At 52.3% G+C, this 15601-nt stretch carries 14 protein-coding genes; 5 read left to right on the top strand and 9 right to left on the bottom strand.

Annotated features, from left to right (window positions below):
• Positions 1–821: 821 nt before the first annotated feature.
• The 4 genes from HMPREF3050_RS07410 to HMPREF3050_RS07425 all read right to left on the bottom strand — a co-directional run bounded on the left by HMPREF3050_RS07410 (position 822) and on the right by HMPREF3050_RS07425 (position 3451).
• Positions 822–1691: a lipid A biosynthesis lauroyl acyltransferase gene (locus HMPREF3050_RS07410; protein WP_070513329.1), complete on the bottom strand. Its 870-nt coding sequence runs from the start codon at positions 1689–1691 to the stop codon at positions 822–824.
• 178 nt (positions 1692–1869) lie between these two features.
• The gene (locus tag HMPREF3050_RS07415) at positions 1870–2340 is read right to left on the bottom strand and encodes a YchJ family protein (protein ID WP_070774298.1); all 471 of its coding nucleotides are present in this window, start codon (positions 2338–2340) and stop codon (positions 1870–1872) included.
• A gap of 55 nt (positions 2341–2395) precedes the next feature.
• A complete protein-coding gene (locus HMPREF3050_RS07420; protein WP_070774299.1) occupies positions 2396–2896 on the bottom strand; it encodes a GNAT family N-acetyltransferase in 501 nt (166 codons plus the stop codon).
• 18 nt (positions 2897–2914) lie between these two features.
• Positions 2915–3451, bottom strand: a complete 537-nt coding sequence (locus HMPREF3050_RS07425; protein WP_070774300.1) for an isochorismatase family protein — start codon at positions 3449–3451, stop codon at positions 2915–2917.
• Positions 3452–3788: 337 nt separating this feature from the next.
• Between HMPREF3050_RS07425 and HMPREF3050_RS07430 the strand changes: the two genes are divergently transcribed.
• Positions 3789–4103, top strand: coding sequence for a porin (locus HMPREF3050_RS07430; protein WP_070774302.1), 315 nt, complete (start codon positions 3789–3791; stop codon positions 4101–4103).
• Positions 4104–4328: 225 nt separating this feature from the next.
• Here HMPREF3050_RS07430 and HMPREF3050_RS07435 read toward each other — a convergent pair whose 3' ends face one another.
• Positions 4329–4811: a hypothetical protein gene (locus HMPREF3050_RS07435; protein ID WP_070774304.1), complete on the bottom strand. Its 483-nt coding sequence runs from the start codon at positions 4809–4811 to the stop codon at positions 4329–4331.
• A gap of 315 nt (positions 4812–5126) precedes the next feature.
• Between HMPREF3050_RS07435 and trmA the strand changes: the two genes are divergently transcribed.
• Complete coding sequence (gene trmA, locus HMPREF3050_RS07440; RefSeq protein WP_070774305.1) at positions 5127–6209, top strand: tRNA (uridine(54)-C5)-methyltransferase TrmA; 1083 nt, start codon at positions 5127–5129, stop codon at positions 6207–6209.
• 54 nt (positions 6210–6263) lie between these two features.
• Here the strand turns inward: trmA and HMPREF3050_RS07445 are convergent, their stop codons facing one another.
• From HMPREF3050_RS07445 to HMPREF3050_RS07455, 3 genes are read right to left on the bottom strand one after another with little or no spacing between them, the layout of a single operon-like run.
• Positions 6264–6911, bottom strand: coding sequence for an HAD family hydrolase (locus HMPREF3050_RS07445; RefSeq protein WP_070774306.1), 648 nt, complete (start codon positions 6909–6911; stop codon positions 6264–6266).
• Between the two features lie 60 nt (positions 6912–6971).
• On the bottom strand, positions 6972–7931 hold the full coding sequence (locus HMPREF3050_RS07450; RefSeq protein ID WP_070774307.1) for a cation diffusion facilitator family transporter: 960 nt from the start codon (positions 7929–7931) through the stop codon (positions 6972–6974).
• 45 nt (positions 7932–7976) lie between these two features.
• Positions 7977–8804, bottom strand: coding sequence for a ferritin-like domain-containing protein (locus HMPREF3050_RS07455; protein ID WP_070774308.1), 828 nt, complete (start codon positions 8802–8804; stop codon positions 7977–7979).
• A 304-nt stretch (positions 8805–9108) separates the two neighbouring features.
• Here HMPREF3050_RS07455 and lolA point away from each other — a divergent pair, with 304 nt between their 5' ends.
• Positions 9109–9732 (top strand): outer membrane lipoprotein periplasmic chaperone LolA, encoded by a 624-nt coding sequence (gene lolA, locus HMPREF3050_RS07460; protein ID WP_070774310.1) that lies wholly within the window; start codon positions 9109–9111, stop codon positions 9730–9732.
• Positions 9733–9945: 213 nt separating this feature from the next.
• Here lolA and tehB read toward each other — a convergent pair whose 3' ends face one another.
• Positions 9946–10803 carry an SAM-dependent methyltransferase TehB gene (tehB, locus tag HMPREF3050_RS07465; protein WP_070774312.1) on the bottom strand — a complete coding sequence of 286 codons (858 nt, stop codon included), beginning with the start codon at positions 10801–10803 and terminating at the stop codon, positions 9946–9948.
• Positions 10804–11031: 228 nt separating this feature from the next.
• Between tehB and smc the strand changes: the two genes are divergently transcribed.
• Complete coding sequence (gene smc, locus HMPREF3050_RS07470) at positions 11032–14514, top strand: chromosome segregation protein SMC (RefSeq protein ID WP_070774313.1); 3483 nt, start codon at positions 11032–11034, stop codon at positions 14512–14514.
• Positions 14515–14883: 369 nt separating this feature from the next.
• A complete protein-coding gene (locus HMPREF3050_RS07475) occupies positions 14884–15552 on the top strand; it encodes a PoNe immunity protein domain-containing protein (RefSeq protein WP_246830243.1) in 669 nt (222 codons plus the stop codon).
• The last annotated feature ends 49 nt before the right edge of the window (positions 15553–15601 follow it).

Below are 15601 nucleotides of genomic sequence, written 5' to 3' on the forward strand. Positions count from 1 at the left end.
CTTGTCCTGATTTAAAGTTAATCCACTATATTTGCGTTTGAGGCGGAGTGGGGCGGTTGATGGGCATTTTCTGTTTTGTTCACCGTAAACCCTTGTGGGTGTGATGAAGCGGATGAACAAAAAAAGGAGGCAATCCCCCACAGGATTGCCCCAATACCTCAAATCAGAGATTTACGCTTCACAAACAATACAGGCTTTCGCCTGCGGCTTTACCTGCACGGCTCAACTCCGTGCGGGTAAACTTTTGTTCCGAGGGAGTGAGTCTCGAAACATCCACTTGCAAGCTGGAAGCTTGCAGTAGGAAACCGGAGTATCAAATCTTACCGGTACGGCTGTAATTTGATGTAACGAAATTTACGCGAAAATTTTGGGTTTGCCAAGTGGTTTACATTATTTTTTTATGTAAAATATATATTTATAATATTTCAATATTTATAAAAAATACAAAATATAATTCTATTAATCTTAAATTTTTATAAATATTAAAATTATATTTTTATAAATTTGGCATTATATTCTTTAAGGGATGGTTGGTGCAATTGATTTTTTAAAAATGTTATTTTATAACGCTTTGATTTTAAATTAAATTAAATTTAATATGTTAATCAAAATTTTGCATCATATTTATGTTTTACGGGAAATACGCCGGTTTTTTCCTCTGTTGCCCGTTTAATGGGGCTGAATATCCATTTTATCCAAAGAGTTAATGTGAAAAATTCTCAATTGAAGATTTGTTACTATCGTTGTTAATTTTCGATTTAATAGAAATGATAAAAGCCCGAATATGACGGGCTTTGCTTTTTGTTGTAACTGTATGTAATTCAATAAAATCCCTGTTCGCCTTCGGGACGGGTTTTGAAGCGTTTGTGCAGCCAGAAATATTGCTCGGGATTTTCCCTTGCCCGCGCTTCGATAAAGTCGTTCATGCGTTGGGTGTCGGCTACAACGTCGTCTGAAGGGAAGTTTTCCCATGCCGGATAGAAACGCAGCGTAACGGTGTTGTCGGCATTGCGCGTGGGGATGGCAGGAATGACTTTGGCTTTCGTCATGCCGGCGATGCGGCTTAAGCCTGTAATCGTGGCGGTGGGGATGCCGAAGAAGTTGACGAAGATGGAGTCGTTGCGGCCGAAATCTTGGTCGGGCAGATAAAGGAAGGGGGCGTCGCTTTTGCGCAGTTGCTTGATAATCGCGCGCAGGCCTTCGGTGCGGCCGATGAGGAAGACGTTGTTGTAGCGGTGGCGGCCTTTGAGGATTTGTTCGTCCAACGCTTTGTTTTTTTGGTGCGAATACATGCTGGTCAGCGGCACGTCCTGATTGAGGGTGTAAACCGCCATTTCAAATGCGGTGAAATGCGGATAAAGCAGGATGACTTTTTCGCCCGCCGCGAGTGCGTCATCAAGATGGTGTTTGTCTTGATAATGCACGAGTTTGCGCAGCCTTTCGGCAGGCGCGTACCAATACAGGCCGTATTCGAGCATCAGCTTCGCCATGTGTTGAAAATGGCGTTTGAGCACGGCTTTGCGCTTGTCTTCGCTCCATTCGGGAAAGCATTTTCTGAGGTTGGTCTCGCCGACTTTGCGGCGCGGTTTGACGGCGTAATAGGCAAGGATGCCCACTGCGTCGGCGATTTTGTGTATGGCCTTGAAGGGTAGGAGCTGAATGAGGTAGAGGAGGAAAAAGGCGGCTTTCATGGCGGCTGTTGAGGAATGGGGCGGGAAAAAGGGAATTATAACGGAAAGGTCTGTTTTTCAGGCGAATTGAGGTGGGGAAGAGGGAAGGATTGGCGGCATTTTTGAAACCGGTGTTTTCAGGAGACGCGGTCTGTCTGCGGGCATGGTTTCAAATTTGCCTGCGGATGGGCAGGGTTTGTTATTTGAAAAAACGGCCGCAGCAGGCTTTGAATTTTTTGTGCGAACCGCAGATGCAGTCTTGTTTCATGCCGGGTAAGGGCGTGGTCGGGTCGATGAAATACCAGCGGTTGCCGATTTTGACGAAGGCAGATAATTCATGATGGCACGCTGTTTCCTGACCGTCTTGAAAATAGGCTTTGAATTCGACTTGGGCATGTTGTTTGCCGACATTGGCGTGTTGTATGACTTCCAAACCCAGCCAATGGGTCGTCTGACTCCATGCCAGCATATCGGCTTGGTCGAGCAGGTGTTGTTGGGATGGGACAGTCGTTTCAACGATATAGGCGATATCTTGCAAAACATAGGCGCTGTATCTGGAGCGCATCAGCTGTTCGGCGGTTTGCGGCAGGCTTTCGTGGCGGTGGAACGAGGCGCAACAGTCGTTGTAGGTTTGTCCTGAAGAGCAGGGGCAGGTTTGGGGAGCGGTCATTTTGGTTTGGAGCGGATAGTGTTTGGGAAAGGTTTGCGGTTTGGCTGTCGGGGATTCAATCGACTAATTTTTTGCCTAAGATGACAACATCGGCTTGCTGCATTCCTAAGTCGCATACGGCGGGCAATCGCCCCCATTCCGTAAAGCCGAACTGGTGAAACAGGTGCAGGCTGGGGTAGTTGTGTCCGAAGATGACTGCCAATATGTTTTTAATGCCCAAGGACGGTGCGCGTTCGAGCACATTTTGCAGCAGGATTTTGCCTACGCCGATACCGCGCGCGTCATGGCGGACATAGAGGCTGATTTCTGCGCTGATGTGATAGGCATGGCGCGGGTAGTAGTCGCTGAGGCTGCACCATGCCAAAACCGTACCGTCTTTATTTTTCAATACATACAGAGGCCGCTTGCCGCCGTGCGCGTCGAACCATGGTTTGCGTTCGGCAATGCTGACGGGCGTCAGGTCGGCAGTGGATTGGCGGGCGGCTATGGTGCTGTTGTAAATCTCGACAATGTCGGGCAGGTCGGTTTTGGCGGCTTCGGTGATGGTGTATTGCATTCAGACGACCTTAACAGGCTATTGAATCAGTTTGGAAACGGTTTTGAAGGCGGGGTGGCGGGCGTCGCCCAGCAATTGGAACAAAATGCTTTCCACATTGGAAACGGTGGCGCGGGCTTCGCGCATTTGCGCCAGACCGTTTTCTTTGTTTGCGGGGGAACGGGATGTCGTGCATTCAAAGGGGACGTAAACATTGAAACCTTCCAAGCGCAAATCCAATACGGTTTGCAGCATGCAGATATGGGTTTCTGCGCCGATTAAGATGATGTTTTGGACGGCTGCCTGCGTCAGAATCGCGTGTGTTTCGGGGGAGAGGGCGGAGAAACGGGTTTTTTCGATGAAGGGCGTAGTTTCAGGCAGCAGCAGCGATACGGCGGGAACCGTTTTGCCCAATCCTTTCGGATATTGCTCGGTCACGGCAAACGGGACGCCTAAGGCGTGAAGCCCCTGTATCAGGACACGGCTGTGGTGCAGCATATCGTCTTTGTCGTGCAGGGCGGGGAGGAGGCGTTCTTGGATGTCGATAATCAGACACAGGGTGTTTTCGGGATTCATAAATATTCCTTTCGCGCCAAGTGGAGGGTGTATTCCATTATAGCGAAAGCCGGTGTGTCTGTAATGGCTGCGGTTTTGATGGGCGCGTTTCCATTTGGCGCAGGATGGTAAAGCCACAGATGGCGAGGTGCGGCTTTGGTTTGAAGCGCATCTGCCGTTCAAAACGTATACGGTCGGCATGGGAAGTTTGAATCTGATTTCACATTTTTCAGACGACCCTTTGCATGAATTTTCTTTCTTAATTCAAACCCAAACGCTTAGGACGGTAGAATTCGCCTTGCACTAACCCTTCCCGCCTGCTTGTGCAGACGGGATGTCATATAAGGAGCATTTCATAATGAAGAAAATTCTGATTTTGTCTTTACTCGCACTGCCTGCGTTGGCTGCGGCGGAAGTTCATTTTTACGGCGATTTGAAAGCCGGAGTGGAAGCTTCCAACACCCAATACGGCAGCCACAGAATTTCCAATAACGGCGTAAGCGACATGGGCAGCTATGTCGGTATGCGCGGTTCGCATCCTATCGGCGGCAGCAATGATGTATTGTGGCAGGTCGAACAAGATACGCCCTTGGGTTCGAAAACCGGTGCCAAAGATACTTGGCGCAGCCGCAACCAAGGCAGCGGAGAAACTTATATCGGCTTCGGGCGTTAAAAGAAATAAGGTTCTATCCCGGTTAAGATAAGCAACAGGTCGTCTGAAAACGTTTCGCATGGGGGCGGATGTTTTCAGACGACCTTTTTGTCTATATTTAGGAGCGCGTTTGTATTCGCACTGACTTGCAATGGGAAGATTGGTACAGCGTGTGACCGATACCCCGCTATCACTGGTTTTGACGGCAGAAGCGGAGCTTGCAAACCAATCTTTTGATTAAACGCTTTATTTAGCCTGAGCGTTTTTCTGTTCTTGGATAATCCATTTGGCCAAATCCGCACCCAAAACTTTGGCCGTCCGGTTCAGGACGGAACAAGAACCTTTAAAACCGCCAAACATGCCGCCCATAGAATTGCGGGATAAGGTGGTTTTTTTGACTTGTTTGCCGTCAATATACAAAGTCACAGAAACAGCCAAGCCCTTGGCGTGTCCCACAAAGGCATTGCCTGCGCTCATGGCGGAAGTGATGGCGATGTCTGCGTAAGTGTCTTGTTTCAGACCATCGCGAACGACGGTTACACCGTTTTTTGCCGCGCTTTCCCGCAAGGATTCGGACATGATGCTGCCGACTTCTAAACACTCGGATACGATGCGGTTATCAATCTCTTCTTTATCGCGATAGGGGATGCTTTCATCAATATGAACATCGGCACCGGCGAATGCGGAAGCGGACAAGAAGGCGGCAATGAGGAAGCGTTTGGCGGACATGATGGGTACCCAAGATGAAATGTTAAAAAGAGTGAATATTCTATAATGTTATTTTTACTTAATCAATATAGATTGAATGGGTAAATCGATGGAATGCCGGGCCGGAAGTTTCGCTGAAATTTAGGCATGCCTTTTTGCTTGTAGATCAGAAAAAAATAACGGCTGCCCGAGTGGCTTCCAAAATTTTTTGAAACTGCTTGAGAAGGCATTTATGGGGTATTGGGGCGGTGGGTTTGCTGTTTTTGGCGCAGTGCCGTAATCTGCTCTTTGAACTATATTATAATGCGCTGATTGTTTTTATTAGATTAATCTGACATGACCGCTTATACGCAACAGCTCGACCAAAAAATCCAATACTTGCAACAGCTTTTTCAAGGTTTGGATTTTCCTGAAATTCAAGTTTTCGAATCCCCCGAACAGCATTACCGGATGCGCGCCGAATTCCGCATCTGGCACGAAGGCGGCGAAATGTTTTACGCCATGTTCGAGCGCGGGCAGAAAGCAAGCGGCGCAAGCCTGATACGTTGCGACCAATTTCCCGCCGCCTCCGAATCCATCAACACCTTGATGCCCAAGCTCATCGAAGCCGCCGCGCAAAATCCCGAACTCAAAAACCGCTGGTACGCCGTAGAATTTTTGTCTGCACTGAGCGGCGAGATGCTCGTTACCATGATTTACCACAAAAAACTGGGCGAAGCGTGGCAGAGTGCCGCTGAAACCTTGGCGCGTGAATTGGGCATCCATATCATCGGTCGGAGTAGGGGGCAGAAAATCGTTTTGACTCAAGACTATATCACCGAAGAGCTGAACGTAAACGGTAAAAACTTCCGCTACCACCAAGTCGAAGGCAGCTTTACCCAGCCCAACGCCCGCGTGTGCGAAAAAATGCTCGGCTGGGCGTGTGATGTTGCACAAAACCTCGGCGGTGATTTGCTCGAACTTTATTGCGGGAACGGCAATTTCACCCTGCCGCTCTCGCAGCATTTCTGTCAGGTGTTAGCGACCGAAGTGTCCAAAACTTCCGTTTACGCCGCGCAGTGGAACATCGAAGCGAACCAAAGGGACAACATCAAAATCGCCCGCCTCTCCGCCGAAGAATTTACCGAAGCTTATACGCAAAGCCGCGAATTCCGCCGCCTGCAAGAGCAGGGCATCTCGCTGAAAGAGTATGGTTTTTCCACGATTTTTGTCGATCCGCCCCGCGCCGGCGTCGATGATGAAACGCTGAAGCTGGTTTCGCAATTCGACAACATTATCTATATTTCCTGCAATCCCGAAACCTTGCGCGCGAACCTTGATACACTTTGCCAAACCCATACTGTCGAACACGCCGCCTTGTTTGACCAGTTCCCGTTTACGCACCATATCGAAAGCGGCGTTTATTTGAAGAAGAAATAAAGAAGCGGATTTGAAAAGGTCGTCTGAAAATTTTCAGACGACCTTTTGTTCGTTTTACAGAATCTTGAGCAAATCCAAAGGCGATGCGATGCGGTAGTCGGGTTGCCAAGTTTCGGTATGGTCTTCGGGGGCGATGTAGCCCCATTCGGCGAGGACGGTTTTCATGCCCGCGTTGCGTCCGGCCTGCATGTCGCGTTCGGCGTCGCCGACGTAAACCGTGTGTTGCGGGTCGGCGTGGATTTGTTCGCACGCATACAGCATGGGTTTGACGCTGGGTTTGGATTCGCCGCAGGTGTCGCCGCTGACGACGACGGCGGGCGGGATGGCGAAGCCGAGTTTGGGGACGAGTTTGTCGGTGAAGCGCATGGGTTTGTTGGTGATGATGCCCCATTTGATGCCGCGTTTGTCGAGTTCGGCAATCATTTCGTTCACGCCGTCGAACAGCGTGGTTTTGTCGGCATAGCAAAGGCTGTATGCTTCAAGGCACTCTTGCCGCCATACTGCGAAATCAGGATGTTCGGCAGTCATGCCGACGCCGATTTTCAACAGGCCGGCCACGCCATGGCTGGCATACGGGCGGATTTCCGCGATGCTTTTTTCGGGCAGGTTATGGCGGCGCAATACGGTGTTGAGTGCGCCGCCGAGGTCTAGGGCGGTGTCGGCGAGCGTGCCGTCGAGGTCGAACAATACGGCTTGTATCATGTGTTTTCCTTTGGTTTTTCGATGGGGTCGTCTGAAAAGGGTTTCAGACGACCTTTGGGGTTAGTGGTGGTGATGGTGCACACTGTCGGTTTCGTTGGCACACAAGACGCTGTCGGGATGCGGGTGGCGTTCGCTTTCGATTTGGATGGTGCAGTGTCCGATGTTTTTGTGGGACAACTCGTGTTCGATGCGGTAGGCGATTTGTTCGGATTCGGCAACGGTCATGCTGCCGTCTACGACGATGTGGCAGGATAGTACGTTGATATTGCTGGTAATCGTCCAGACGTGTAAGTCGTGGACGGATTTGACGCCGTCGGTGTTGCGGATGACGGCCAGCAGGTCGTCGGTGTGGATGTTTTCGGGCGCGCCTTCCATGAGGATGTGCAGCGTTTGTTTGAGCAGGCTCCAGCCGCTGCGTCCGACCAGCGCGGCAACGAACACGCTGGCGAGCGGGTCCGCCCATTTCCAGCCGAACGCCATCATGAGCACGGCGGCGGCAATCGCGCCGACCGAGCCGACAAGGTCGCTTAAAACGTGCAGATACGCGCCGCGCATGTTGACGTTGGCTTCGGTGTCGCTGTTTTTCAGCATATAAACCGCCACGCCGATGTTGACCAGCAGGCCGACAACGCTGATGACGAGCATCCCCAGCGTGGCGATTTCGGGCGGATAAAGCAGGCGTTTGATGGCTTCGTAGAAAATCAGCACGGCGATGACCACCAGCGACAAGCCGTTGAACATGGCGGTGAGGATTTCGAAACGTTTGTAGCCGAAGGTCTTTTGCAGCGTGGTTTCTTTTTCGCCGAGTTTGAACGCCCACAACGCCACGCCCAAGGAAAATGCGTCGCTGAACATATGCCCTGCGTCGGAAAGCAGCGCGAGCGAGTGGGTCAGCCAGCCGCCGAAAGCCTCCAGCAGCATAAAGGCGGCGATGATGATGAACGACACGCGCAATACTTTTTTGTTGGCGGTATGCGTGTGGGCGTGTGCGTGATGATGGTGTTCGTGATGGTGAGACATAACGTTCCTCAACAGAGGTCGTCTGAAAATCCGGATGCAGGGTTTTCAGACGACCTTTTTGCCTTGTTTCAAACCCTGCTCGAAATCTTCCAACATATTCAATTCAAAGCGGCTGAATCCCGCTTTTTCGCGCGCTTCGATGTTCACATAGCCGCGGAAGATAAACATATCGTAACGGGCAATCAGACTGCGGAACAGGGCGACAGGTTCCAAACCGCGTTCGCGGCAGAGGTGTTGATACCAATGGTTGCCGATGGCGACATGGCCCACTTCGTCGCGGTAAATGATGTCCAACACGCCGCAGGTTTCCGAATCGCCGCGCTGTTCTACCTTCGCGCGTATCCCAGGCGTAACGTCCAGCCCGCGCGCCTCCAATACGCGCGGCACCAACGCCATGCGCAACAGCGGGTCGTAGGCGGTTTTATACGCCATGTCCCACAAATGGTTGTGCGCCTCGAAATCGCCGTAATCGAAGCCGAAAGCGCGCAGCCTTTCGCGCATCAGGCGGAAGTGGTACACCTCTTCCTTCGCCACCCGTACCCAGTCGCGCACAAACTGAAACGGCAGCGTGCGGAAACGGTATGCCGCGTCCAAAGCCAGATTGATGGCGTTGAACTCGATATGCGCAATCGCGTGCAGCATCGCCGCATAGCCTTCGGTCGTGTTCATCTTGCGCGGCGTCAGCTGCGACGGCGCGACCAAAACAGGCTTCGGCGGCCTTCCCGCGTGGCGGAAGTCCAGCGGCGCAGCGTTTGCTTCAGCACCGTCCATGTTCTGAACGGCGGCAAACGACTCGTCCGTCAGCCGTCCTTTTTCATCGGGGTCGTCTGAAAGCAGGGCAAGTTCCAGCAAAGTATAGATATCAGGTTTCATTCCAAGTCCGCCGTTTTTCGGAAAACAAACATTATAGCGTTTAAAAAAAACAATATAAGGAATATAATCTTTACAATTTGGCGTTGCGCGTCAAAAACCATTAAATACCACAGTTTGCACAGTCGGCATACATTAAAGAATTGTGAAACCCGATTGTCTTTTCCGCAGGAAAAAATCCCGCAGCTTCAAAAAATTAGCCCCCAGACAACACTGTTTGCAAAATGTAAACCGCCCATAAGCGGCTTGCATTGTTATTTTGTAACATCGATACTGGGCGCCACACCCCTTCCAACAAGGAAAAATAATGATGAAACAACACAACCTGTTCAAACTTCTCGCTGCTTCCGCCCTGACCGCAACCATCGGTTTCGCACAGGCAGGCGCAGTGGATGCACTCAAAAAATTCAACAACGACGCCGACGGTATCAGCGGCAGCTTCACCCAAACCGTCCAAGGCAAAAAGAAAACCCAAACCGCACACGGTACTTTCAAAATCCTGCGTCCGGGCCTCTTCAAATGGGAATACACCAAACCCTACAAACAAACCATCGTAGGCGACGGTCAAACCATTTGGCTCTACGACGTTGATTTGGCACAAGTGACCAAGTCCGCCCAAGACCAAACCATCGGCGACAGCCCCGCCGCCATCCTCTCCAACAAAAACGCCCTTGACAGCAGCTACTCCCTCAAAGAAGACGGCTCGTCCAACGGCATCGACTACGTCTTGGCAACGCCCAAGAAAAACAACGCCGGCTACCAATACATCCGTATCGGCTTCAAAGGCGACAACCTCGCCGCCATGCAGTTGAAAGACAGCTTCGGCAACCAAACCTCCATCAGCTTCGGCGGCTTGAACACCAAGCCCAACCTCTCGCGCGGCGCATTCAAGTTCACCCCGCCCAAAGGCGTGGACGTGTTGAGCAACTGATGGTTTGATCATAAAAAGGTCGTCTGAAAGGTTTCAGACGACCTTTTTGTTTTTGAAGTTGTCGGTGATGCGTGTTTGAGTGGAAACCGCCTCTAGCCGACACAATCCGGATTTGAGGTTGCCGGTCGGATGGCAGGTAGGAAAAGTTCAAAGCGTCGTAACAAAGCGGATACCAAAAGGTCGTCTGAAAATATTTCAGACGACCCCGTTCGTTTATACTTCAGGCTTTTTCGCCAACATGGTAACAAACTTAAACTGTATCGGATTGCCCGCCGCATCTTTCGCGTGCATGGCGCCGAGTTCCTCTTTGTATTCGGCAATCTCCCAGTCGCGGTAGTATTCGCGCAACTCGCCTTCTTTAAATTTAAACGGGAAAGGCATAGGGCAAGGGAAGTCTTCAGTGTCCATCGCCGAAACGATCAGGTTGTAGCCGCCCGGGTTGGTGTGCGCCTGCATATCGGCAATCACTTGCGGCACGAAACGCGGATACAGGAACATGAACACAACGGTCGCCACGATATAGTCGAAATGATCTTGAAGGTTGGCGGCATTCAAATCATATTCTACCGCCCGCACGTCCAGGTCTTCGATGCGCGCCAACTCGTTGACGTTTTGCACCGCCTGCGGATTGTTGTCCACGGCGGTTACGTCAAATCCTTTCAAACCTAAAAACAGCGCATTGCGCCCCTGACCGCAGCCCATATCCAAAGCCTTGCCCGTAGGAACGATATTTTCAGCCGCCACTACCGCCGAATGGGTCGCGCTCATGCCGTATTTCTTATTGAAATAATCTTTTGCCGCGCAATAAAGCGAGAGCTTGATTTCCGTGTCGTCCGTCAAAGGCTCGACCGTAAACTGTTGTTGTGGCGCAATCATGTGATCGCCGTCTTCGGCAGTCAGCTCGACAGAAGCATTATCAGCTTCCGTCAATTTCAGACGACCTTGCAATACGTTCAGGCAAGCCCATTCTCCCTCGTCAAATGCATGACCCGCCCGCAGCGCGTCGGGAATCTCGTCTGCCTGCCAAACCGGCAGTTCCTGATAGCAAAAAAGCGCCATTTGTCCGTCCATTGTCGGTTCCTTCCAATCTGTTTGCGATAAGGTGCATATTATATGCCTGTTTGCGCATCTGAAGAATTGGGCGGTTGTAAATCGGTTATGTTCAGTTTGCGGACCGCCCGTCCATGCTGATTTTCAGGTGCGGACAACAAGCCGTCGGATTTGTTTTCAAGAATTTGGTTTTTCGCGGGAAGACTAGTATAAAATCCCACTTTATTTTTTTCTCCCCGTCCTTATCCCATGCGCCTGACCCACATCAAACTCTCCGGCTTCAAATCTTTTACCGACCCGACCACGATTCATGTTCCGGGGCAGCTTGTTGCGGTTATCGGGCCGAACGGCTGCGGCAAGTCGAATGTGATTGATGCAGTGCGCTGGGTGTTGGGCGAGGCTTCGGCGAAGCAGCTTCGCGGCGAGAGTATGCAGGACGTGATTTTTAACGGTGCGGCGACGCGCCGTCCTGCGCCGAGGGCTTCGGTGGAGCTGGTGTTTGACAATAGCGACCACAGTTTGCAGGGGGCGTGGGGGCAGTATGCCGAGGTGAGCATCAAGCGGCAGCTGACGCGTCAGGGCGAATCGACTTATTTCATCAACAATCAGACCGTGCGCCGCCGCGACATTACCGATTTGTTTTTAGGTACGGGCGTGGGCGCGCGCGGTTATGCCGTTATCGAGCAGGGGATGATTTCGCGCATCATCGAAGCGCGGCCGGAGGAGTTGCGCGCCTATATCGAGGAGGCGGCGGGCGTGTCCAAATATAAGGAACGCCGCAAGGAGACGGAAGGCCGTCTGAAAGACACGCGCGAGCATTTGCAGCGTTTGGGCGATTTGCAGAACGAGTTGGCGCGTCAGGTGGAAAAGCTGGAGAAACAAGCCGAAACCGCCGAACGCTACAAATCCCTGACCGCGCAGTTGAACCAGCAGCAGGATTTGCTCGATTACGCCCAATGGCAGCAATCGCTTGCCGCCGCCGACAAGGCGACCGCGCAGCATCAGTCTTTGCAGGCGCAGCAGGACGAAACCGCCGCGCAGGTTCAGGCGTTAAACGACGAAGTACACGCCTTGCAAACCGCCGAGCAGTCGCAGCAGCAGGCGGTACATGAACTGAGCAACAAACGCGGCGTGTTGCGCGAGCAGATTGCCCGTTTGGAAGAACAAATCCGCCATCAGCAAAACCTGCACCAACGCATCGAACGCGACAAGCAGGCGGCGCAGGCGCAGATGCAGCGCATCCATCAGGAGCAGCAGCAAATCCGTGTGCAGCTTGAAGAAAACGAGTTGCAGGCGGAAGAAAAGCAAACCGAATTGGCGGAATGGGCGATGCAGGTTGCCGAACACGAAGAGCGTCTGCCCGAATTGGAAGAAGCCCAAGCCACGCTTAACGCCGCCTTCCAAACCCAGCAGGACGAGGCAAACCGCATCCGCCGCGAACTGGCGTTGAAGCAGCAGCAGCTTGCCCATGCCGAACAAACCGTTGCCAAGCACGAAGAGCGTAAAGGTCGTCTGAAACAGGAAAACCAAGCCCTGAACCTGCCCGACGAAGCCGAAACCGCCGCCGCGCAGGAAGCCGCCGCCTTGTTGCAAAGCCAGCAAGAGCATTACGAAGAACAAATCATTGCCGCCGAAGAAGCCTTACACGCCGCCCGCGAAGCGTTTCAGACGGCCTCAAGCCGCTTCCAAAGCCTGAAGCAGCGACACATCACCTTGCAGGCGCAGCAGCAGGCGTTGTCGCAAATCCTGTCGCAACAGCAGGAAGCCGCCGACTTCTGGCAGGCAACCGACCACGCCGCCGCGCCGCAACTGTGGCAACACATCACCGCCCCCGCCGAGTGGCAGCACGCCCTGTCCGTCATCCTTGCCGAACGCCTGCACGCCCGCGCCGTGCCGCATGGCTTCGTCCCCCCCGCGCCGTTGCCGCAAGGGCAGGCGGCATGGCTTTCAGACGACCTCTCCGGCAGCATCAAAAAATCCCTGCCCGTACAGGCATTGCTGAACCAAATCCAAGCGCAGCCGCCGTTTCAGACGGCATTGCACCACTGGCTAGACGGCGTATTGTGTGCGCCCGATTTGAGCTACGCCCTCGCACATCAAAGCGATTTGGGCGCACACCAAATCTGGCTCACGCCCGAAGGCCATCAGGTCGATAAAGTCAGCGTCCTGCTCTATGCCAAACCCGCGCAGGAAAGCCTGATTGCCCAAAAAGCACGCCTCGACGGCATTGCATCCGAACTGGAAAACCTCGCCCCCGAACTCTCCGCCGCCGAAGCCGCGTTCAAACAGGCGGAGGCTGCTGTGCGCTCGTCTGAAGTGCAACACAAAAATCTGATGCAGCAGCAACAGCAGCACACGCGCCAGTACAGCCAAGCGCAGCAACGCGCCGCCGAACTTCTGGCGCGCACCAACCAAGGGCAAATCCGCCGCGAACACATCGAGCGCGAACTGGCGCAGTTGACGGAAGAACAGACCGTGTTGCAACACACGTCCGACGGGCTTTCAGACGACATCGTTACTTTGCAGGAAGCCGCCGCCGAACTGGAACACCAACAGCAAACCACCGCACACAGCCGCCAAGAGCAGCAAGGCCGTCTGAAACAGGCGCAGCTTGCCCTGTTGGAAGCCAACCGCCAATACGGGCTGGCCGAAGTCGCCGTCCACAAACTCAACCAGCAAAAACAAAACTACCAGCAGCAAATCGCCCGACTCGAACAGCAAACCCTGGACTGGCAGGAACGCCAGCAAGAGCTTGCCCTCGCCTATGAAACCGAGTTCCAAAACGACGAGCAGCACATCAAGCTCGACGAGCTGACCGAAGCCGTGCACACGCTGGACGAAGAATACATCGCCGTGCAGGAGAAACTCGCGCAGATTCAGGAGCAGGGCAGGGAGCAATACGCCCGCGTACAAAGCCTGCAAACCAAGCTGCCACAGCTTCAGGCCGCTACCCAAACCGCCCTGTTGCAGCAACAGGAAGCCCTGATTAACGCCAAACGCTACCATCAAAACCTGACCGAACGCGCCGCCGATTTGGACGCGCTCGAAGCGTTGGCGAAAGAATCGCCGAAAGTATTGAACAGCAGCATCGGCAGCCTCACCCAGCAAATCGAAGCCCTCGGCGCCGTCAACCTCGCCGCCCTGCAAGAACTCGAAGAAGCGCGCGAACGCGACGGCTACTACCGCAGCCAGAGCGAAGACGTGCAGGCCGCCATCACTCTTTTGGAAGAAGCCATCGCCCAAATCGACGACAAAACCAAAGCGCGTTTCAAAGAAACCTTCGACGCCGTCAACGGCAAAGTCCAAACCTTCTTCCCGACCCTGTTCGGCGGCGGCGAAGCCACCCTCAAAATGATAGGCGACGACCTCCTGACCGCCGGCGTGTCCATCATGGCGCGCCCGCCCGGCAAGAAAAACAGCACCATCCACCTCCTTTCCGGCGGCGAAAAAGCCCTCACCGCCATGAGCCTCGTGTTCGCCCTGTTCAGCCTCAATCCCGCCCCCTTCTGCCTTCTGGACGAAGTCGACGCCCCGCTGGACGACGCCAACACCTCGCGTTTCTGCAACCTGGTCAAAGAAATGTCGGCGCAAACCCAGTTCCTCTACATCTCCCACAACCGCCTGACCATGGAAATGGCGGAGCAGCTCGTCGGCGTAACCATGCAGGAAAAAGGCGTATCGCGCGTCGTTGCCGTGGACATCAAGCAGGCGTTGGAAATGGCGGAGCCGTGATGAGATAAGGGAATTTTTATTGAGTTTGATACGGAAAGGTCGTCTGAAAAACTAAATCAGGTTTCAGACGACCTTTCTGTGAATTGAAATAGGGTGTTGGATTCATATACCAAGCTGCTAATGCTTGGGTCTTTAAATATAGTCGAATATAAAGATTCAGATAGAAACCGACCAAATTTTATGAGAATAAACATGAACGAAACCGAGCAAGTTCCTTTTCATGAAAAGCGCAGGCAGCATTTTTTGACGGAGGAAAGATGGAAATTCATTGTTGAGAAAACACCGGAAACAATGAAAATTCTTAAAGATAATTCCAATTCAAATAATTTAGAACTGAGAAACTCCTACGGTTTGGCGGCATTTACAAAAATGGATTATGTAAAGACCAGTTATACCGCTGGAGAATCTATCGGCAAACTTCCTGGTATGCTGGATGAAATTATTGATATATTGGAAGTTTCCACCAAATTCTGGCAGCAAAACAAAGCCGAATTAAACAATATCGGCTACTACACCAGCCCGATGCCGTGGTTTTATGTCGAATACTATCTTAACACTCTGCACCTTATCGCGCTTTGCTACCTCCTGCAACGAGAAGACCTGCTCCCGCGCCTGCTCGACGTCATCCTTGCCAATGCAGAAGATGGGCTTGAGCCTGATTCAACCATTGAAGATTTCTTCTACTACCGCTTTAAAGACCGTCCCGACCCCGATTATGTCCAAATGAACGACCATGTCGTTTTGATTTCAGACGCCATCCGCGAAAAAGATAAGGCTGAAAAACTCGCCATTCTCAACGCCTACCTCAAAGACTGGTACCACGAAATGGTCGGCATGAGCGACCTTGAATACCAATCCCACCTCGATCCTGAGCAGAACGGTTATTGCGGCTACTGGGTTTTCGAAGCCGCCGCCATCGCTTATCTTGACGATTTGGATGATACCGAATTGCGCCAATCTCCTTACTACCCCAAAGATATGATTGACTGGGCGAGGGAACAGAAGCGCAAGCGTGAAGGCAAAGGTCAAGCTGATTAGTTTGGGAAAGTTTGAAGATTATAGTGGATTAACTTTAAACCAGTACGGC

This window comes from Neisseria sp. HMSC065D04 (genome assembly GCF_001815675.1).
In the GTDB taxonomy this organism is placed as follows: Bacteria; Pseudomonadota; Gammaproteobacteria; order Burkholderiales; family Neisseriaceae; genus Neisseria.